Source organism: Mycobacterium colombiense (assembly GCF_001672755.1).
Classification (GTDB): domain Bacteria; phylum Actinomycetota; class Actinomycetes; order Mycobacteriales; family Mycobacteriaceae; genus Mycobacterium; species Mycobacterium colombiense_C.
In genome coordinates this window covers 1-21,771 of record NZ_LZKI01000058.1, presented here as the reverse complement: position 1 = coordinate 21,771, position 21,771 = coordinate 1, and the positions used below count along the sequence as shown (strand labels likewise).

9 protein-coding genes are annotated in these 21,771 nt (G+C 70.8%); all 9 read right to left on the bottom strand.

Features of this window, described 5'->3' with window-relative positions:
- Positions 1-107: 107 nt before the first annotated feature.
- Positions 108-3,218 carry a type I polyketide synthase gene (locus A5708_RS07765; RefSeq protein ID WP_065028072.1) on the bottom strand — a complete coding sequence of 1,037 codons (3,111 nt, stop codon included), beginning with the start codon at positions 3,216-3,218 and terminating at the stop codon, positions 108-110.
- A 2-nt stretch (positions 3,219-3,220) separates the two neighbouring features.
- The gene (locus A5708_RS07760) at positions 3,221-9,580 is read right to left on the bottom strand and encodes an SDR family NAD(P)-dependent oxidoreductase (protein ID WP_419538311.1); all 6,360 of its coding nucleotides are present in this window, start codon (positions 9,578-9,580) and stop codon (positions 3,221-3,223) included.
- Between the two features lie 19 nt (positions 9,581-9,599).
- Positions 9,600-15,974, bottom strand: a complete 6,375-nt coding sequence (locus tag A5708_RS07755; protein ID WP_065028061.1) for a type I polyketide synthase — start codon at positions 15,972-15,974, stop codon at positions 9,600-9,602.
- A 99-nt stretch (positions 15,975-16,073) separates the two neighbouring features.
- Positions 16,074-17,135: a type III polyketide synthase gene (locus tag A5708_RS07750; RefSeq protein WP_065028060.1), complete on the bottom strand. Its 1,062-nt coding sequence runs from the start codon at positions 17,133-17,135 to the stop codon at positions 16,074-16,076.
- Positions 17,136-17,246: 111 nt separating this feature from the next.
- The gene (argH, locus tag A5708_RS07745; protein WP_065028059.1) at positions 17,247-18,665 is read right to left on the bottom strand and encodes an argininosuccinate lyase; all 1,419 of its coding nucleotides are present in this window, start codon (positions 18,663-18,665) and stop codon (positions 17,247-17,249) included.
- Positions 18,662-19,882 (bottom strand): argininosuccinate synthase, encoded by a 1,221-nt coding sequence (locus A5708_RS07740; RefSeq protein WP_065028058.1) that lies wholly within the window; start codon positions 19,880-19,882, stop codon positions 18,662-18,664. The genes argH and A5708_RS07740 overlap by 4 nt, the downstream gene beginning before the upstream one ends.
- A gap of 26 nt (positions 19,883-19,908) precedes the next feature.
- A complete protein-coding gene (locus A5708_RS07735; RefSeq protein ID WP_065028057.1) occupies positions 19,909-20,403 on the bottom strand; it encodes an arginine repressor in 495 nt (164 codons plus the stop codon).
- Positions 20,400-21,326, bottom strand: coding sequence for an ornithine carbamoyltransferase (gene argF / locus A5708_RS07730; protein ID WP_065028056.1), 927 nt, complete (start codon positions 21,324-21,326; stop codon positions 20,400-20,402). Before argF ends, A5708_RS07735 begins: the two co-directional genes overlap by 4 nt.
- A gap of 42 nt (positions 21,327-21,368) precedes the next feature.
- Positions 21,369-21,771: aminotransferase class III-fold pyridoxal phosphate-dependent enzyme (locus A5708_RS07725; RefSeq protein ID WP_155765924.1), on the bottom strand; the 403-nt coding region annotated here is incomplete at its 5' end.

Below are 21,771 nucleotides of genomic sequence, written 5' to 3'. Positions count from 1 at the left end.
AAGTTTATGCGGTACGGTTCGGTGTTGCAAAAATCCAACGTATTCAACATATGTCGTATTAGATAGTCTCCGCGTACTCGTAATCATCTCCGCCAGCGGCGAATTCATCATTCCGAGTCCTCGTCCGCCGAGCTGAGCGCCATCGCGATTAACGCATCGGGACTCAAGGCGTCGATGTCGCCGGCGCCGGCATTGGCATCGGAGACGGGCGTTTCCGGCGTGCCGGCGAGCAATAAAAGTTTTTCGAGCAATCCCGTTCTGCGAAGCTCGCGCACCGGAATTTTGCGCAGTGCCGACCAAATCTTTTCCTCGTCCGATTCCGCCGGCTCGTCGTGGAGTAGTTGCCGGCGAAGATGATCGGCCAGCGCGGCCGGCGTCGGGTAGTCGAAGATCAGCGTTCGCGACAAAGCCAGGCCGGTATGGCTGGTGAGGCGGTTGCGCAGCTCGACCCCGATCATCGAGTCGAAGCCGAGGTCGCCGAAAGCGCGGTCGTGGTCGATGGCGCGGCCGTCCGGATGGCCCGACACCGCCGCCGCGTGTTCGCGGACCAGCTCGACCAGCAAGCGGTGCTGGTCGTCGGGCGCCAGTCCGAGCAGCCGGTGCGCCAGGTCGAGCGTGCGAGGAGCCGTCGCGGGCGGAGCCCCCGTCGCGCCGGGAGCCTGGGCGCCCAGCCAAAACCTCTGCCGCGCAAAGCCATACGTCGGCAACTCGACGCGTCGGGCGTTCAGCCCGGCGAACACACCCGCCCAGTTCGGGTCGAGGCCGCGGGTGAACAATTGGCCGGCCGCGGCCAGCAGCGATTCCGTCTCGGGCCAATCCTTGGCCAAGCTGGGCACCGAGACCGCCCGCTCGGCGCTCAGCGATTGGTCCACCGCCGCCGTCAAGGCCGCACCAGGACCCAGTTCCACGAAGATACGGGCGCCGGCCGCCTCAACGGCCCGCACGCCCTCGAAGAACCGGACCGGCCGGCCGACATGCTCCGCCCAGTACTGCGGCGAACCGTAACCGACGCCCGCCGGCTGACCGGTCACGTTGGACACCAACCCGATTCGCGGCTCCCCCACCTCGATCCCGGCCACCGCCGCGGAAAACTCCGCCACCATAGGCTGCATCAACGGTGAATGAAATGCGTGCGACACCGCCAGCCGATGCACGCGCCGGCCCTCCCGGGCCAGCCGATCCGCCAGCGCGTCCACCGGTGCCTGCGCGCCCGAAAGCACCACCGCGTCAGGGCCGTTGACCGCCGCGATGCTCACCCCGTCGTTCAGCAACCCGGCCACCTCGGCCTCCGCGGCGCCGACCGCCACCATCACGCCGCCGCCCGGCAGCCCGGCCATCAACCGTCCCCGCGCCACCACCATGAGCGAAGCATCCGCGAGCGTCAGCACCCCTGCCACGCACGCCGCGGTGATCTCGCCGACCGAGTGCCCCATCACCACATCCGGTGTCACACCGAAGGACTGCCACAACGCCGTCAGCGCGATGCCGATCACGAACAACGCCGGCTGGGCAAACTCGGTGTTACGCAACAACTCCGGGTCCGCGCCCCACATCACCTCACGCAGCGGCACCCGCAGATGAGCGTCGACGGCAGCGGCGGCCTCGTCGAAGGCGCGGGCGAACACGTCGAACCGGTCATACAGTTGCCGCCCCATCCCCAACCACTGCGACCCCTGACCCGGGAATACAAAGGCCGTTTTGCCCAACGGCCCCAAAGACCCGGCCCGGCCCACCGCCACGCCCGGCCGGGACTCGCCCGCCGCGAGGGCCGCCAAACCCGTTGCCAGCGCCGCATGATCGCCGCCCACCACCACTGCGCGGTGCTCGAACACCGTCCGGGTGCCGACCAACGACCAGGCGACGTCGAGGGGGCTCAGATCGGCTCGGTCGGCCAGGTAGGCCGACAACCGCCGCGCCTGGTTGGCCAGCGCCTGTTCGGAGCGGCCCGACAGCACCCACGGCAGTGCCTCGTCCGCATCCGCGGGCGATTCCGCGGTCCGTGATTCCGGCTGGGCGTGGGGCTGCTCGAACTGCTCGACGATGAGGTGCGCGTTGGTGCCGCCCATGCCGAACGAGGACACCCCGGCCCGCCGCGGGCGATCCACCGGCGGCCACGGTGTCAGCGCGGAGTTGACCTGTAGCCCAACGTGATTGAGGGTAGCCTCGGGCTCGGCATAGTTGAGGCTGGGCGGGATCGCGGCGTGTTCGATCGCCAGTACGGCCTTGAGCAGACCCGCGATCCCCGCGGCGGCGCCGGCGTGGCCGATGTTGGTCTTGACCGACCCCACCCGCACCGGATCCTGGGCGCGCTCGGCGAAGATCTCCCCCAGCGCCTGCACTTCGATCGCGTCGCCGACCTTGGTCCCCGTGCCGTGCGCCTCGACGTAGTCGATGTCGCCGCCACACAGGCCGGCATCGGCGAGCGCGCGCCGGATCACGTCCGCTTCGCCGTGCGCCGACGGCACGGTCTGGGCGGTCGCGCCGCGCCCGGCGTTGCCGACGGCGCCGCCGCGAATGACCGCGTGGATGCGGTCACCGTCGTCCAGCGCCGACGGCAAGGGCTTCAGCAGGACCAGTCCGCCGCCTTCACCACGCACGTAGCCGTCGGCGCGCTGATCGAACGCATACGTGTGACCCGTCACCGAGACCGCGCCGAATTCGCTTTCCAGCATCCCGATTTCGTCGGCCAGGTTGAGGTGGACCCCGCCCGCGATGGCCAGCGCGGATTGGCCGGTGGCCACGCTTTCGCAGCCGAGGTGCACCGCCACCAGAGAAGACGACTGGCCGGAATCGACGGTCATGCTGGGTCCGTGCAGCCCGAAGGCATACGAGATGCGGTTGGCGATCATCGCCCGGCTGATCCCGGTGAAGGTGTGGTGGTCCAGGTTGTCGGCGAGATCGCGCAGCGTCAGTGCGGCGTAGTCGTCCGTCATCGCCCCGAGGAAGACCGACACCGGTTCTCCTCGCAGTGTTTCCGGTACCAGGAAGGCGTCTTCGAACAACTCCCAGGTCAGCTCCAGGGCCAGTCGTTGCCGCGGATCCATCGCGCTCGCCTCTCGCGGCGACAGGTTGAAGAAGTCGGCATCGAATTCGCCCGCGTCCCCGGCGAACCGGGTGGCCTCACGCCCGTCGCGGATCAGGCGCCAGAACGCGCCGGGGCCGGCCGCGGCCGGGAACCTGCACGCCAGCCCGATGATCGCTACGTCTGTCGAGGCCAAGGTCACGGTCCGACTTCGTCGTCGAGAATCGCGAACAGCTGGCTCTCGGTGGCGGTGGAGATGTCGTCGTCGAACGCGTCCTCGGTGTGCTCCAGCAGCGGGCCCGGTGCCGGGCCGGTCGCCGTGGTCAACAGGCCTTCGAGCCGGCTGATGAGCTGCGCCTTGTCGCGGGGGCTCAGATCGGGCTGGTTGAGCAGCGCCTGCAGTTCCCGGGCGATGTCGTTGAAGCGGCCCATGCGATCGGGCGGCGCGGCGGCCGTAGCCGTCGCGCCGGAAGCGCTGCCGGCCAGCTGGGTACCGAGGTGTTCGGCCAGCGCACCCGGCGTGGGCTGGTCGAAGATCAGCGTGGGCGAAAGGGTAAGCCCGGTAGCGATTTTCAGCCGGTTACGCAGTTCGACGGCGGTCAGGGAATCGAACCCGAGGTCGCCGAACGCATCGTCGGCGTTGACGTCCGCGGAGCTGTGGCCCAGTACCGTGGCCGCGTTGCTGCAGACCAATTCCACCAGTTCGCTGTGCCGCTGCTCTGCGGTCATGCCCTCGAGCCGCGCGCGCAGCCCCGTCAGGGACACCATGTCGGTGTGTTCCAGTACCCGGCGGGCCGGGCGGCTGGCCAGCTGGCTCAGCAGCGGCGGCAGCGTGTCGCTGTGGTGCGCCAGCGCTGCCCGGTCCAGCCGGGTGCCCACCACCATCGGGTGCTCGGTGAGCAACGCGGCATCGAGCAGCTCCAGCGCCTGCCGAGTGGACAACGCGCTCAGCCCGGCCCGGCTCATCCTGGCCTTGTCACGCTCGCCGAGATGCTGGGTCATCGTCGAGGTCTCTTCCCACATCCCCCAGGCCACCGAGAGGCCCGGCAGACCGCGAGCGCGGCGGTGCGCCGCCAGCGCGTCGAGGAAGCTGTTGGCCGCCGCGTAGTTCCCCTGGCCCGGCGCACCGACGATGCCCGCCATCGACGAAAACGCCACGAACGCTGACAGATTCAGACCTTGGGTCAGCTCGTGCAGATGCCAGGCCCCATCGACCTTGGCCCGCAACACCGTGTCGATGCGGGCGGGCGTCAGCGACGCGATCACCGCGTCGTCGAGCACGCCCGCCGCGTGGAACACCGAGCGCAGCGGGTACTGCGCGGGCACCTGCGCCAGCAACGCCGCGACCGCATCCCGGTCGCCGACATCGCAGGCCGCCACGGACACCGATGCGCCCTTTTCGCGCAATTGGGCGGCCAGCTCGCCGATGCCGTCGGCGCGTTCACCGCTGCGACTGACCAGCAGCACGTGGGGCACCCGGTGCCGCTCGACGAGATGCCGCGCCACCGCCGAACCCGCCATGCCGGTGCCGCCGGTGATCAGTGCGGTCCCGCCGGCCAGGCCGGCGGGACCGTCCGGCAAAGTGAGCACGACCTTGCCGATGTGGCGGGCCTGGCTGACAAACCGGTAGGCGTCGGCCGCGCTGCGCGCGTCGAATGCCTTGACCGGCAACGGCCTCAGGACCCCGCTCGCGAAAAGCTCCATCAATTCCGCCAACATCTCGGCGATCCGGCCGGGGCCGGCCTCCATGAGATCGAACGCGCGATACGTCACCCCGGGATGGCCCGCGGCGACGGCATCCGGGTCACGCAGATCGGTCTTGCCCATTTCGATGAAGCGACCGCCGGGCCCCAGCAGCCGCAACGACGCGTCGTTGAACTCCCCCGCCAGGGAGTTGAGCACCACGTCCATGTCGCCGGGGAATTTCTGCTCGAACTCCAGGGTGCGGGAATCCGCGATGTGCGTCTCGTCGAATCCCATGGCGCGCAGGGTTTCCCACTTGCCGCGGCTGGCGGTCGCGAACACCTCCGCGCCCCAATGCCGGGCCAGCTGCACGGCGGCCATGCCGACGCCGCCGGTGGCGGCGTGCACCAGCACCCGCTGCCCGGCGCGCAGGCCGGCCAGCACCGACAGTCCGTAATAGGCCGTCAAGAACACCACCGGCACGGCGGCGGCCTGCGCCATCGACCAGCCCCGCGGCACCCGGGTCACCAACCGGCGATCGACGGTGGCCTCGGAGCCGGCGAGCCCGAAGATCCCCATGACCGAATCCCCGACGGCCAAATCCGTCACGCCGGCGCCGAGTTCGGTGACGATTCCCGCGCCCTCGGCGCCCAGCTGTGCGACACCCGGGTACATGCCCAGCGCCACCAGCACATCGCGGAAGTTCACCCCGGCGGCACCGACGCTCACCCGCACCTGACCGGCCTCCAGTGCCGCCGGCGGGTATTCCTGCACCGCCAAGTCCTCGAGTGTCCCGGCATCGCCGGCGGCCAGCCGCCACACCGACGGCGGGTCGGGCAGCTGCAGCAGGGGTCGCTGGTCGGCCGGCTTCAGGCGGACGCTGTAGGCCACGCCGTCGCGCACCACCAATTGCGGCTCGCCACAAGCGATCACCGTTGCGACATCGAGCGTTCCGTCGGTATCGACCAGCACCACGCGGCCCGGGTGCTCGGCCTGCGCCGAACGCGTCAACCCCCACACCGCGGCACCGGCCAGGTCCGCGACGTCCTCGTCCGCCGACCCCACCGCCCCGTGGGTCAGCACCACCAGAACCCCGGCCGCCTCACCCGCCAGCCAGGACTGCAACACACCCAGGGCCTCGTGCGTGGCCCGGTAGACCGAGGTGACCGCGCCCGAGTCGGCGGGCGGTGACTCCCAGACGGTGACGTCCGCGGCAACGCCGCTGCCGGGCAACGAGACCGGTGACCACACCCCGTCGAGCAGCTCCCCGCTTCCGGAGCGGGCCGCCACGGCCGCGGTCAGCTGATCGGCCGACACGGCGCGCGTCACCAGCTCGCGCACCGACAGGACCGGCAGCCCGGAGGAGTCGGCCAGCTCGACCGACACGGCGCCGGCGCCGACGGCCGCCAGCCTGACCCGCACCCGGGACGCGCCGGCCGCGTTCAGGCCCACTCCCTGCCACGAGAACGGCAAGACGGTCTCGGGTCGCTGGTCGGCCACGCCCAGCGCATGCAGCGCCGCATCCAGGACCACCGGATGGATGCCGAACCCAGCGGTCGACACCCCGGCCTGTTGCGGAAGCTCCACCTCGGCGAAAGTCTCTGTCCCCCTCCGCCATACGGCCCGCAAGCCCCGAAAGGCCGGCCCGTACCCGTAGCCGCGGACCGCCAGGTCGTCGTACGCGCCGGTCACGTCCACCACGTCCGCGCCCAGCGGCGGCCACACCGACAGGTCGGCGGCCGGTGCGGGCGCGACGTCACTCAGCACACCCTCGGCGTGCAACACCCAATCCGATTGTGCGGCACGCGAATACATCGCAACCGGGCGTGTACCCTCGTCGCCGGCCGCGGCCACCACGACCTGCACGTGCACCACCCCGGCCGCCGGCACCACCAGCGGCGCCGACAGCGTCAGCTCCTCGATCACCGAGCAGCCGACCTCGTCGCCGGCCCGCAACGCCAACTCGACGAACCCGGCTCCCGGAAACAGCACCGTGCCGGCCACCGCGTGGTCGGCCAGCCATGGCTGGGCGGCAATCGAAAGCCGGCCCGTCAACACCACACCGCCGGAATCCGGCCGGTCCACCACCGCGCCCAGCAGCGCGTGCTCGGCCTCGGCCAAACCTAGGCTGGCGATGTTGGCCGAACCCACCGAATCGCTGGACAGCCAAAACCGGCGCCGCACAAACGCATACGTGGGCAGCTCGACACGCTGCGCGGTGCGGTCGGCGAACGCCGCGGCCCACCGCACGTCGGCACCGGCCGTGAACAGCTGCCCCGCCGCCCGCAGCAGCGAGTCCACTTCGGGGCGGCCCTTGGCCATGGTCACCACCGAGGTCGCCCGGTCGGTCGTCAGGGATTGCTCCACCGCGGACGTCAGCGCCGCGCCCGGACCCACCTCCAGGAACACCCCGGCACCCAGCGATTCGGCCAGCTGCACACCGTCGATGAATCGCACCGGCTTGCGCACGTGGTCGACCCAGTACTCGACGGAGCCATAGTCGGGGCCGGCCAGTTGCCCGGTTAGGTTGGACACCAAGGCGATTCGCGGCTGACCTGCCGACACGTCGGCGGCCACCGCCGCGAACTCCCCCGTCATCGGCTCCATCAACGGCGAGTGAAACGCGTGCGAGACGGCCAGCCGGTGCACCCTCGCGCCGCCCGCGGCCAGCCGGTCCGCGACCGCGCCCACCGCGGCCCGCTCCCCGGAGAGCACCAGCGATTGCGGGCCGTTGACCGCCGCGATGCTCACGGTACCGTTCAGCAATCCAGCCACCTCGGCTTCGGTTGCGCTCACCGCGACCATCACCCCGCCGGCGGGCAGCCCGGCCATCAGCCGGCCGCGCGCCGCCACCAGCCGCGCCGCGTCGGGCAGTGACACCGCCCCGGCCACGCACGCCGCGGCGATCTCGCCCACCGAATGGCCGATCACCACATCCGGTGTCACACCGAAGGATTGCCACAACGCGGCCAACGCGATCTCTACCACGAACAACGCCGGCTGGGCGAACTCGGTGCTCTGCAACAACTCCGGGTCGGAGCCCCACATCACCTCGCGCAGCGGCAGCCGCGCGTGAGCATCCACCGCCGCGACCGCCTCGTCGAAAGCCTGCGCGAACACCGGAAAACGGTCATACAACTCGGCGCCCATCCCGAGGGACTGCGAGCCCTGGCCGGGGAAGACGAACACCCGCTTGCCCACCGCCCGGGTCCGGCCGACCAGCACGCCCACGTCGGGCCGCCCGGCCGCCAGTCCCGCCAACCCCGCCGTCAGGGCCGCACGGTCGGCGCCGACCAGCACCGCGCGGTGCTCGAAGGCCGCCCGGGTGGTCGCCAGCGACCACCCCACGTCCACCGCCCGCACACCCGCGTCGGCGCCCAGCCGGTCCAGCAGCCGTTGGGCCTGGCCGGACAACGCCTCGGGCGACCGGGCCGAAACCACCCACGGGATCACCGGATTCGATTCTCCCGCAGCCGGTTCGGCTTCGCTGTCGAGTTGCGCGGGGGCCTGCTCGACGATCACGTGCGCGTTGGTGCCGCTGATCCCGAACGACGAGACGCCCGCCCGCCGTATCCCGCCGTGATCGGGCCACGGCTGCGGCCCGGTCAACAGCGACACCGCGCCGGCCGACCAATCCACGTGCGGCGAAGGGACATCCACGTGCAGCGTCTTGGGCATCACACCGTGCCGGATCGCCTGCACCATCTTGATCACCCCGGCCACCCCCGCCGCGGCCGAGGTATGCCCGATGTTGGATTTGATCGACCCCAACCACAGCGGCCGCTCCGCGGGACGATCCTGTCCGTAGGTGGCCAGCAGCGCCTGGGCCTCGATGGGGTCCCCGAGCACCGTCCCGGTCCCGTGACCCTCGACCACATCCACGTCCGCCGCCGTCAGCCCGGCGTTCGCCAGCGCCGCCCGGATCACCCGCTGCTGCGACGGACCGTTGGGCGCGGTCAACCCGTTCGACGCGCCGTCCTGATTGACCGCCGTGCCGCGCAGCACCGCCAGGACGGGATGCCCCAGGCGCCGCGCGTCGGCCAACCGCTCCAGCACCAGCACGCCCGCGCCCTCCGACCACGAAGTCCCGTCCGCCGCACCGGCGTACACCTTGCAGCGACCATCGGGAGCCAGCGCGCGCTGACGGCTGAACTCGACGAAGGCCGCGGGGGTGGCCATCACGGTCACCCCACCGGCCAGCGCCAGATCGCATTCCCCGGACCGCAGCGACTGCGCGGCCAGATGCATGGAGACCAGCGACGACGAACACGCCGTGTCCACCGACACCGCGGGGCCTTCCAGACCCAACACGTAGGACACCCGGCCCGAGGTCACGCTCAGCGTCGAGCCGGTGAGCCCGTAGCCCTCCAGCTCGCCCTTCACCTCGCCGCCGTAGCCGGCGTGGATCACCCCGGCGAACACGCCGGTCGCCGAGCCGCGCAGCGCGAAGGGGTCGATCCCGGCCCGCTCCAACGCTTCCCAGCAGATCTCCAGCATCATCCGTTGCTGGGGGTCCATGGCCAGCGCCTCGCTGGGCCCGATGCCGAAGAATCCTGCGTCGAAGTCTCCGGCGTCCTGCAGGAAGCTGCCCTGCCGGGTGTACATCTTTCCCTTGGCGTCGGGGTCGGGGTCGTACAACCCCTCGACGTCCCAGCCGCGGTCGGCCGGGAAGTCCGACACCGTGTCGCGGCCCTCGATCACGAGTTGCCACAGGTCTTCTGGCGATTCGACCCCGCCGGCATAGCGACACGCCATGCCCACCACGGCGACCGGCTCGCGGAGTTGGCCCTCGAGTTCCGCGACGCGCCGCCGGGTCCGCCTGAGATCCGCCGTGAGGCGTTTCAGGTAGTCGACGTGCTGCGAGGTGCCCGGCATCGTTGCTCCTTGCGGGGTGTCAGCGGCCGAGTTCTTCATCGAGGATCGCAAAGAGTTGGCTTTCGGTGGCGGCGTCGAGGTCATCGTCGAGGTGTTCGGCATCGGAACGATCGCCCGGCGGGAGCGTGGCGAGCAGGTTGTGGATGCGGGCCCGCAGCACCGACTTGTCGTCGGCATTCCAGGTGGGCGCGGCGAGCAGCGCCTGCAGTTCGCGGGTGATGTCGTTGAAGCGACCCATCAGGTTCGGTTGGTCGTCGGCGCCGACCAGTTGCGTGTCCAGGTGCGCGGCCAGCACGGTGGGTGTCGGATAGTCGAAGATCAGTGTCGGCGAAAGGGTCAGGCCCGTAGCGTTTTTGAGCCGGTTACGCAGTTCGACGGCGGTCAGCGAATCGAACCCGAGCTGCTGGAAGGCGCGGCCGGCGTCGATGTCGGCCGGATTGGGCACGCCCAGCACCATCGCCGCGTTGCCGCACACCAGGTCGACAAGTTCGCGCTGTCGCGCCTCCGGAGTAAGCCCGTGCAGGCGCGCCGAAAGTCCGGTCGTCGACGCGGCGACGCCCCTGTCGTCGATGACGCGACGGGTCGGACCCACCACGAGTTCGCGCAGTAGCGGAGGCAGCGCGGCGATGTTGTCGGACAGGGCGGCCCGGTCCACCCGCGCGGCCACCAGCACCGAAGCGTCGACCAGCATCGCGGCGTCGAACGCCGCCAGCGCCTGAGCGGTGGACAGCGGCGCGAGCCCGATCCTGCTCATCCGGGCCTTGTCGCGATCCCCGAGGTGCGCCGTCATCGCGGAGGCCTGCTCCCACAGGCCCCAGGCCAGCGACAGGCCGGCCAGTCCGTGGGCGCGCCGGTAGGCCGCCAGCCCGTCGAGGAAACTGTTGGCCGCCGCGTAGTTGGCCTGGCCCGGGGTTCCCACGATCCCCGCCATCGACGAAAACACCACGAACGCTGAGAGATCCAGGTGCCGGGTGAGCTCGTGCAGGTTCCAGGCCCCGTCGACCTTGGCACGCAGGACCGCATCCAGCCGGTCCGGGGTCAGTGACGAGATCAGCCCGTCGTCGAGAACGCCGGCGGCGTGCACGATTCCGCGCAGCGGATACTGCGCCGGTATCCGGGCCAGCATCGCCGAAGCCGCGTCGGGGTCGGCGACATCGCAGGCCACCACCGACACCTGCGCGCCGGCCTCCTGCAGCCCGGCCACCAGTTCGGCGACCCCGGCGGCCCCGGCGCCGGTCCGGCTGACCAGTACCACGTGCGCCACCCGGTAACGGTCGACGAGGTGACGGGCCAGCGCCGAACCGGCCATCCCGGTGCCGCCGGTGATCACCACGCTGGCGCCCGCCAGGCCCCCGCCGCAGCCGCTGAGCACCTCGCCAGGCCCCGACCCGACGGTGAGCGCGACCTTGCCGATATGGCGTGCCTGGCTGACATAGCGATAGGCCGCCGAGGCGCAACGGACGTCAAAGGTCTTCAGCGGCAACGGTTTCACAACGCCTTCGGCCAACAGTCCCACGATCTCGGCAAGCATGGCCGCGGTGCGGTCGGGGCCGGCCTCCATCAGGTCGAAGGCCCGGTACACCACACCCCGATACGCGTCGGCGATGACGTGCGGATCGCGCACATCGGTCTTGCCCATCTCGATGAATCGGCCGCCGGGAGCCAACAGCCGCAACGACGCGTCGGTGAACTCACCGGCCAGCGAGTTGAGCACGACGTCGAACCCGGCACCGTTGGTAGCAACCGAGAATTTCGCCTCGAACTCCGTCGTGCGCGAATCGCCGATGTGGTCGTCGTCGAACCCCATCGCGCGCAGGGTGTCCCACTTACCGCGGCTGGCGGTGACGAACACCTCGGCGCCCCAATGCCGGGCCAGCTGCACCGCGGCCATGCCCACCCCGCCGGTGGCGGTGTGCACCAAGACCCGCTCGCCGGCGCGCAGCCCGCCCAGCACCGACAGCCCGTACAACGCCGTCAGGAACACCACCGGCACACCCCCGGCCGCTACCAACGACAAGCCCGCCGGCACCGGTGTCACCACGCGGTGATCCACCACGGCCTCGGAACCGACTACCCCGAGCAGACCCATCACCGCGTCACCGACCGCCAGCCCGGTCACGTCGGGTCCCACCTCGATGACCACGCCGGAGCCCTCGGCGCCCAGCTGCCCGCCGCCGGGATACATCCTCAGGGCCACCAGGACATCGCGGAAGTTGACGCCGACCGCGGCCACCGCCACCCGCACCTGCCCGCCGGTCAATTCGGTTGGCGGGCAAGGACTCACGACCAGGTCCTCCAGTGTGCCCTCGCCACCGGCATCCAACCGCCAACCGGCGGGAGGCAGCTCGACCGCGGAGCCCATGCGCACCGGCCGCAGCCGCGCCGCGTACGCCACGCCCTGGCGCACCACCACCTGCGGCTCGCCGCAGTCGGTCACCGCACCGGCATCGACGGAGCCATCGGAGTCGATCAGCACCATCCGGCCGGGGTGCTCGGCCTGCGCCGAGCGCACCAGGCCCCACACCGCCGCGCCGGCCAGGTCCGAAACGTCTTCGCCGGCAAGGGCGACGGCCCCGCGGGTCTGGACGGCCAGCACCCCGGCGTGTTCGTCGCGCAACCACGATTGCAGCGTCGCCAGAATCTCGGCGGCCGCGGCGTGCACGGCCTTCACCACGTCGCCGCCGTGATCGCCCAGCTCCCACAGCGTGACCTCGGCGGCGCCCCCGCCTGCGCCCACTGCGATCGGCGACCACGTCACGTCGAGCAATCCCTCGGGGCGCTGCGCGGGAGCCGCCGTCAACTGCCCGGCCGATACCGGGCGCATGGCCAACGATCGCACCGAGAGCACCGGAAGCCCCGCTCCGTCAGCCAGTTCCACCGACACCGACCCGGCGCCGGCCGGCGCGATCCGGACCCTCGCCCGCGACGCGCCCGAGGCGTGCAGCGACACACCCTGCCACGAGAACGGCAACACGGTCTGGTCCTGATCGGCGGCGACGCCGATCGCGTGCAGCGCCGCATCCAGGAGCACGGGATGCACTCCGAAGCCGCCGTCCTGCGTTGCGACGTCGTCGGGCACGGCGACTTCGGCGAAGAGCTCGTCCCCGCGCTGCCACATGGCCCGCAAGCCCCGGAAGGCGCCGCCGTAGTCATAGCCCCGCTGCGCCAGCCGGGCGTAGACGCCGGTGACGTCCACCGCGCTCGCCCCGGCGGGCGGCCAGATCGAGAAGTCCGCATCCGGTGTCACCGTGCCCGGCCGCAACAGCCCCTCGGCATGCAACACCCACTCCGAATCCGGTTCGTCGCCAGCGGAATACACCGACAAGCGCCGCAACCCCGACTGGTCGGGCCCGCCGACCACCAGCTGCACCTGCACGGCCCCGGCCGGGGGCAGCAGCAACGGAGCCGACAAGGTCAGCTCGTCGAGCACCGCAGCGCCGACCTCGTCGCCGGCGCGGATGGCCAACTCGACGAACCCGGACCCGGGAAACAGCACCGTCTCGCCCACCGCGTGATCGGCCAGCCACGGGTGGGCCGCGATCGACAACCGGCCCGTCAGCACCACACCGCCGGAATCGGGCCGCGGCACCACCGCACCGAGCAACCCGTGCTCGGCGGCGGCCAGGCCCAGGGCGGCAACGTCTTGCGACCCCGCCGACCCGCCCGGAAGCCAAAAGTGTTGCCGGACAAACCCGTACGTCGGCAGGTTGACGGCCCGGCCGCCCAAGCCGGCCATCGCGGCGCGCCAGTCGACGGCCACGCCCGCCACGTGGGCCTGGGCAACCGAGAGCCAGAAGCGGTCCAGGCCGCCGTCCTCGCGGCCCAGCGACGGAATGACGCACGCCCGCTCACTGTCGGGCATCGTTTCTTCGACGGCGGCCATCAGCACGGGATGCGGGCTGGATTCGATGAACGCCTGGTAGCCGGCGTCGCACGCGCTGCGTACCGCCCGCTCGAATTGCACGGTGTGCCGGATGCTCTGGAACCAGTAGTCGGCGTTCAGCCCCGCGGTGTCCGTCAGCTCACCGGTGACCGTGGAGAAGAAGGCGACCGCCGACGACCGGGGCGCGATGCCGTGCAGCGCGTCGCCGAGGGACTCGCGAATCGCGTCCACCTGTGCCGAATGCGACGCGTAGTCGACGTCGATCCTGCGGGCGCGGATGTTGTCGGCTTCGCACCGTTGCATCAGTTCGGCCAGGGCGTCCACCTCACCGGAGACCACCACCGCCGCAACACCGTTGACGGTGGCGATGTTCAGCCGCTCGCCCCAGCCGGCGATCAGCTGCTCGGCGCGCGGCCGACTGCACGCCAGCGAGACCATGCCGCCCCGGCCCGACAACTGCACCAGGAGCCGGCTGCGCAGCGCGACCACCCGGGCGGCGTCTTCCAGCGACAGCGCCCCCGCCACATAGGCCGCCGCGATCTCGCCCTGCGAATGGCCGATCACCGCATCGGGCAGCACGCCCACTGAGCGCCACAGTTCGGCCAGCGACACCATCACCGCCCACAGCGCCGGCTGCACCACGTCCACCCGGTCCAGCCCGGGTGCGCCCGGGACGCCGCGGATCACGTCGATCAGCGACCAGTCGACGTATTCGGCGAGCGCCTTATCGCAGCGCTGCAGGTGCTCGGCGAATACCCTTGAGCTGTCCAGCAATTGGGCGCCCATCCCGACCCATTGCGAGCCCTGGCCGGGGAACACGAACACCGTCTTGCCCACCGGCTGCGCGCGGCCGACCACCAGGCCCGGGCCCTGCTCGCCGGCCGCCAGCGCCGTCAGCCCGCGCAGCAGCTGCGCGCCGTCGGCGCCCACGATCACCGCGCGGTGCTCGAAGCGCGAGCGTGTCGCGACCAGCGACCAGCCCACGTCCAGCACCCGCACACCGGGATCGGCCTTCACCCGGGCCAACAGCCGCGCCGCCTGGTTGGCCAGCGCCTCACCCGACCGGGCCGAGAGCACCCACGGCACCACCACGTCATCGCCTGGGCGGGTGGCGGTTTCGGACTCCGGGACGTATTGCTCCACGATGACGTGCGCGTTGGTGCCGCTGATGCCGAAGGACGAGACCCCCGCGCGGCGCGGCCGGTCCACCGACGGCCAGGGCCGCTGCTCGGTCAGCAGCGACACCTCCCCGGCGGTCCAATCCACATGCGGCGTCGGCTCATCCACGTGCAACGTCTTGGGCATCACCCCGTGACGGATCGCCTGCACCATCTTGATCACTCCGCCGGCACCCGCGGCGGCCGAGGTGTGACCCATGTTCGATTTGATCGAACCCAGCCACACCGGCCGATCCACCGGCCGGCCCTGCCCGTAGGTCGCCAGAACCGCTTGCGCCTCAATGGGATCCCCGAGCGTGGTGCCCGTGCCGTGGCCCTCGACCAGATCGACGTCGGCCGTGCCCAGCCGCGCGTTGGCCAGGGCCGCCTTGATCACCCGTTGCTGCGAAGGCCCGTTGGGCGTCGCCAGGCCGTTGGAAGCGCCGTCCTGGTTCACCGCGGACCCGCGCACCACCGCGAGGACCGGATGCCCGTGCCGCCGGGCATCGGCCAGCCGTTCCAGCACCAGCACGCCGACGCCTTCGGAAAAGCCGGTGCCGTCGGCGGCGCCCGCATACGCCTTGCACCGGCCGTCGGCGGCCAGCGCGCGCTGCCGGCTGAACTCGATGAACATCGCCGGTGTGGCCATCACGGTCACGCCGCCGGCCAGCGCCAGATCGCACTCGCCGGAACGCAACGACTGCGCCGCCAGGTGCAGCGCCACCAGCGATGACGAACACGCCGTGTCCACCGAGACGGCCGGGCCCTCGAACCCCAGCGAATAGGCCACCCGGCCCGAGGCGACACTGAGCGTCGAACCGCGCAGGCCGTATCGCTCCAGGTGACCCGGCACCCGTCCCTGACCCCCGTAGGAGCCGTGGAATATCCCGGCGAACACACCGGTCGCCGACCCGCGCAGGGTGGCGGGGTCAATCCCGGCCCGCTCCAACGCCTCCCAGGACACCTCGAGCAGCAGGCGCTGTTGCGGGTCCATGGCCAGCGCCTCGCTGGGGGCGATCCCGAAGAACGCGGCATCGAAACCACCGACATCCGACAGGAACCCGCCGCACCGCGCGTACGACTTGCCCACGGCGTCGGGATCCGCGTCGAACAGACCGGCCAGGTCCCAGCCGCGGTCCGCGGGGAACTCCGAGACCACATCGCGGCCCTCAACCACCATCTGCCACAAAGCCTCTGGTGAATCCACGCCGCCCGGGTACCGGCAGGCCATGCCGACCACCGCCACCGGTTCGGTCGCGGCGGCCAGGTACTCGCGGTTCTCGCGCTTGAGCCGCTCGTTGTCTTTCAGCGACCGGCGAAGAGCCTTGATCAGCTCTTCGGTGTTGCCGTTCATCGAAGGCGGCCTCTCGTGTCACTCACAGCGATACCTCCGCAAAATTCAAGCCCAAAAAGCCGACGCCTTACGGTAGGAACGGGAGCGCGCGGGCGAGGATCAGTGCCAACGCAACAACACCAGCTCGGAACAGAATCCTGGACCCATCGCGAGCATCAGACCGGGGCTTCCGCTCGGCGGCGGCTTGGCCATGGTGTCGCGCAGCACGTGCAACACCGACGCCGACGAGAGGTTGCCGATCTCGCCGAGCGAACGCCAGGTGAGTTCGAGGGCCTCGGGCGGCAGGCTGAGCGCCGCGTTGATGGCCTCGATGACCTTGGGGCCGCCGGGGTGGCTCACGAAGGCGCCGATGTCTGCCGTCGTCAGCCCGTGGCACCGGAGGAACTCTGTGACATCCGCTTCGATGTATTGCTCGACGACGGCCGCGACGTCCTTGGACAGCACCAGCTCGAAGCCGGTGGCGCCGACGTCGAAGCCCATGGTGCGCAGCGAATCGGGGTACAGGTGGCTGCGCGAGTCGACGATGGTGGGCCCGCCCGCGGCCAGTTGTTCGGCGCGCCGCTCGCCGACGGCCACCACCGCCGCGGCCCCGTCGGCGAACAGGGCGCTGCCGACCATGCCGGCCAGCGACGGCTTGTATCCGGGATAGGTCAGCGAGCACAGCTCGACGGAGAGCAGGGCGGCCACCGCGTCCGGTGCGCCGCGCAGATAGTCGTTCACGCGGGCCATTCCCGCGGCGCCGGCCACGCAGCCAAGCCCGAACATCGGCACCCGTCGCACGTCGTTGCGCAGGCCGAGCTGCGCGGCGATCCGGGCGTCCACGGACGGCACGGTGAGACCGGTGACGGTGGTGGTGATGAGCACGTCGACGTCCCGGGGCTGCAGCCCCGCCTCGTCGAGCGCGCCGGACAGCGCGTCGCAACCCAGCTTCACGGCGTGCTCGGTGAAGACCCGGTTCGCCGTGCCGAAGTCGGTCAGTGCGGGGTATTGCTCCATCGGCAGCACCAGGTGACGGCTGCCGACTTTGGCGCTGGCATGCAGCTGCCGGACGATGTCCTCGTAGCCCTCGAACTCCGGGATGCTGACGAAGAAGTCGGTGAGCTCGCGCTGGGAGTATCGGTGCGGCGGTAGCGCACCGAAGACGCCGGCGACGACGCTCATTGTTCTCCCACCCCTTGGTGACGAGGACCCGGTCGGAAACGTTCAACCGGATCGCTTTGAGCCCGAAGTCTAGTCTGCCCGTCACGGCGCGTCAGGGAAACCAACCTCATCTCAAGCGTCGCCGCGGAGCTGGCTTTTGAGCGCATCAACGCTGGCCAGGACGGTTTCGATCTGCTCGGCGACCCGCGCCGGCGCGGTGCCGCCGCGCGCATCGCGCGACGCTACCGAGCCCTCGATCGTCAAAACCTCACGCACCTGAGGCGTGAGATCGGGGCTGATGGCGGCCAATTCGTCATCGGTCAGCTCGTCGAGCCCGACCGCCCGCTGCTCGGCGACGCGCACCGCGGCGCCGGCGGCTTCATGCGCGGACCGGAACGGCACCCCCTGTCGCACCAGCCATTCGGCGATGTCGGTGGCCAGCGTGTAGCCGGCCGGGGCCAGGGCGGCCATCCGCTCGACGTCGAAGGTCAGGCTGCGCAGGAGCCCGGCCATCGCGGGCAGCACCAGCTCCAGCTGGGCCACCGAATCGAACACCGGTTCCTTGTCCTCCTGCAGGTCGCGGTTGTAGGCGAGCGGCTGGGCCTTCAGCGTGGCCAGCAGGCCGGTCAGGTTCCCGATCAGCCGGCCGGACTTGCCGCGCGCCAGCTCGGCGATGTCCGGGTTCTTCTTCTGCGGCATGATCGAGCTGCCGGTCGACCACGAATCGTGCAGGGTGACGTAGCCGAATTCCGTCGAGCTCCACAGGATGACGTCCTCGGCCAGCCGGGACAGGTCCACCCCGATCATGGCGAACACGAAGGCGGCCTCCGCCGCGAAATCGCGGGATGCGGTCGCGTCGATGGAGTTGTCGGCCGCGGCGGCGAAACCGAGCTCCGCGGCGATCGCATCGGGATCCAGGCCCAGCGACGAGCCGGCCAGCGCGCCCGACCCGTACGGGGACACCCCGGCGCGCCGGTCGAAGTCGACGATCCGGTCGACGTCGCGCAGCAGCGGGTGGGCGTGCGCCAGCAGGTGATGGGCCAGCAGCACCGGCTGCGCGGACTGCATATGGGTCTTGCCCGGCATGATGGCGCCCGGGTGGGCGGCGGCCTGGGCCGCCAGCGCGCCGACGACGTCCAGCGCCCCGGCGGCGACCCGGCGCACCGCGTCGCGCAGCCACATCCGGAACAGGGTGGCCACCTGGTCGTTGCGTGACCGACCGGCCCGCAGCCGCCCGCCCAGGTCCGGCCCGACCCGGTCGATCAGCCCGCGTTCCAGCGCCCCGTGCACGTCCTCATCGGTGACCAGGGGCGCGAAGCTGCCGTCGGCGACGTCCTCGGCGAGCTGATCCAAACCGGCCAGCAGCCCGTCGCGCTGCTCCTCGTTCAGCAGACCGGCCCGGAACAGGATCACGGTGTGGGCCCGCGAGGCGACGATGTCGTAGGGGGCCAGCACCCAGTCGAAGTGGGTGGACTTGCTCAGCGCGGCCAGCGCGTCCGACGGACCGTCCGCGAACCGCCCGCCCCACAAGGACCCCTCGCGAGTGCTCACGCTTCGGCCGGGCCCGTTTCGAAGGTCTGGTCCCGGCGGGACGCGATCTTCGATGACAACCCGTGCACGTAGACGAAACCCTTGGCGGCCGACTGGTCGAAGCTGTCGCCCTCGTCGTAGGTGGCCAGGTTGAAGTCGTACAGGGATTCCGCGCTGCGCCGGCCGTTGACCGCAATGTGGCCGCCGTGCAACACCATTCGCACTTCACCCGTCACGTGCTCCTGGGTCTTGGTGACGAAGCTTTCCAGCGCGTCCTTGAGCGGCGAGTACCACAGCCCGTCGTACACCAGCTCGGCCCAACGCTGATCGGTGTGCCGCTTGAACCGGCCCAATTCCCGCTCCAGCGTGACGTGTTCGAGCTCGGTGTGCGCGGTGATGAGCACCATGGCGCCGGGCGCCTCGTAGATCTCGCGGCTCTTGATGCCCACCAGCCGGTCCTCGACGACGTCGAGGCGGCCGACGCCCTGGGCGCCGGCGCGGGTGTTGAGTTCCTCGATGGCCTGCAGCACCGACACCCGTTTGCCGTCGATAGTCACCGGGACGCCGCGCTCGAAACCGACGATCACCTCGTCGGGTGTGCTCCAGTTCAGCGTGGGGTCCTCGGTGTAGGCGTACACGTCCTTGGTGGGCGCGTTCCAAAGGTGTTCCAGGAAGCCGGTTTCCACCGCGCGGCCCCACACGTTCTGGTCGATGGAGAACGGCGAGCGCTTGGTCACGTTGATCGGGATGGCGTTTTCCTCGGCGAACGCGATCGCCTTCTCCCGCGTCCAGGCGTAATCGCGGACCGGTGCCAGCACCTCGAGATCGGGTGCCAGCGAACCGAATCCGACCTCGAACCGGACCTGGTCGTTACCCTTGCCGGTGCAGCCGTGCGCGACGATGGTGCCGCCGTGCTCGCGGGCCGCCGCCACCAGGTGCCTGACGATCAGCGGCCGGCTGATCGCCGACACCAGCGGGTAACGATCCATGTAGAGGGCGTTGGACAGGATGGTGGGCAGGCAGTAGCCGTCGGCGAACTCGTTGCGGGCGTCGACGACGACGGCTTCCACCGCGCCGCAGTCCAGGGCCCGCTGGCGAATGACCTCCATGTCTTCGCCGCCCTGGCCGAGGTCGATCGCCACCGCTACGACCTCACGGCCGGTCTCCTTGCCGATCCAGCTGATGGCCACCGAGGTGTCCAGACCGCCGGAATACGCCAGGATGACGCGTTCTGACATGAACCAATCTCCTTAGGTTGAAACGCTTACGTGAGTTTTTCCAGGGTGGTGGCCAGCTCGGCGCCGGTCATCGGCTCTCGAGCGGCCACGAAGACGGTGTCATCGCCGGCGATGGTGCCGACGACGTACGGTAGCGCCGCGCGGTCGATCGCGCTGGCCAGGTAGTCGGCGGCGCCGGGCGGGGTGCGCAGCACCGCGAGGTTGGCGCTGGCGTCCGCCGACACCAGCAGTTCGCTCAGCAGCCGGGACAGCCGCGCGGTGCCGCCGGACACCCCGCGCACCGGGCTGCCGTCCTCGGGAACCATGTACACACCGACGCCGCCGTCGGCGCCGCGCAGCTTCACCGCGCCCAGTTCTTCCAGGTCGCGCGACAGGGTGGCCTGGGTGACGTCGATGCCCTCGTCGGCCAGCAACGCGGCCAGTTCGCTCTGGCTGCGCACCTCGGCCGACGACAGGATGGCCACGATGCGGGCCTGCCGGCCGGCCCGGGTGGTTTCGGGTGTGGCCTTGCTGCGAGTCATCGCGACCGCTCCAGCAGCCAGGCCAGCAGCGCTTTTTGGGCGTGCAACCGGTTTTCGGCCTCGTCCCAGACCACGCTGGCCGGGCCGTCCATCACCTCGTCGGTGATCTCCTCGCCGCGGTGAGCCGGAAGGCAGTGCAGCACAATGGCTTCCGGGTCGGCCAGGGACAGCAGCCGGGCGTTGATCTGGTAGGGCTGGAACGGGGTGAGGCGGTCCAGCCCGTCGTCCTCCTGCCCCATCGACGTCCAGGTGTCGGTGACCAGCACGTCGGCGCCGCGCGCGGCCGCGTCGGCATCGGCGGTGACGGCGACCGAGGCGCCGGTGTCCTCGGCGCGCCGCCGGGCCGCGGCCACGAACGCCTCGTCGGGGGCGAAGCCGTCCGGCGCGGCGATGGTGACGTGCAGGCCGGCCGTGACGCCACCGAGCATCAGCGAGTGGGCCATATTGTTGGCGCCGTCACCGAAATAGGCCATCCGCAAACCGGTCAGCGAGCCCTTGCGCTCGGCGATGGTCTGCAGATCGGCCAGCACCTGGCATGGGTGGAATTCGTCAGAGAGCGCGTTGACCACCGGCACCGTCGCGGCCGATGCCATCGCCTCGAGGCGGTCCTGCCCGAACGTGCGCCAGACGATGGCCTCGACGTAGCGCGACAGCACCCGCGCGGTGTCCTCCAGGGTTTCGTCGCGGCCCAGCTGGGTGCTGCGGGCATCGACGACGACGGCGCGCCCACCCAGCTGGGCGATGCCGACCTCGAACGAGAACCGGGTGCGGGTGGAGTTCTTGTCGAACAGGACCGCGACGCCGCGCGGACCCTCCAGCGGGCGGGCGCTGAACGGATCCTTCTTCAGTTCGGCGGCCAGCTGCAGCACCTCGGCCTGCTCGGCGGGCGACAGGTCGTCATCGCGCAAAAAGTGCCTAGTCATATGCGCCACTCCTCATCGCTCGCTCTGCATCGTCGTGGCGCGTCATGCTGCGGCTCCCGCGGCTTCGTCGAGGATGCCCGGCAGCGCGGCGACGAAGCCGTCGACCTGGGCTTCGGTGACAATCAGCGGCGGCGCCAGCCGGATGACGTCGGGTGCGGCGGCGTTCACCAGGAACCCGGCCCGGCGGGCGACCGCTTCGGCGTCCTTGGCGCGCGGCGCGGTGAGCGCCACGCCGCACAGCAGCCCGCGGCCGCGCACGTGGTCGATCAGCGGATGGCCCAGCGCCTCGATGCCGTGGCGCAGCGACTTGCCCAGCACCTCCGCGTGCCGGACCAGGTTCTGCTCGGCCAGCACCCGCAGCACCGCCAGCGCCGCCGCCGCGCAGACGGGGTTGCCGCCGAAGGTGCTGCCGTGCAGGCCGGGTGTCATCAGGTCGGCGGCCGGC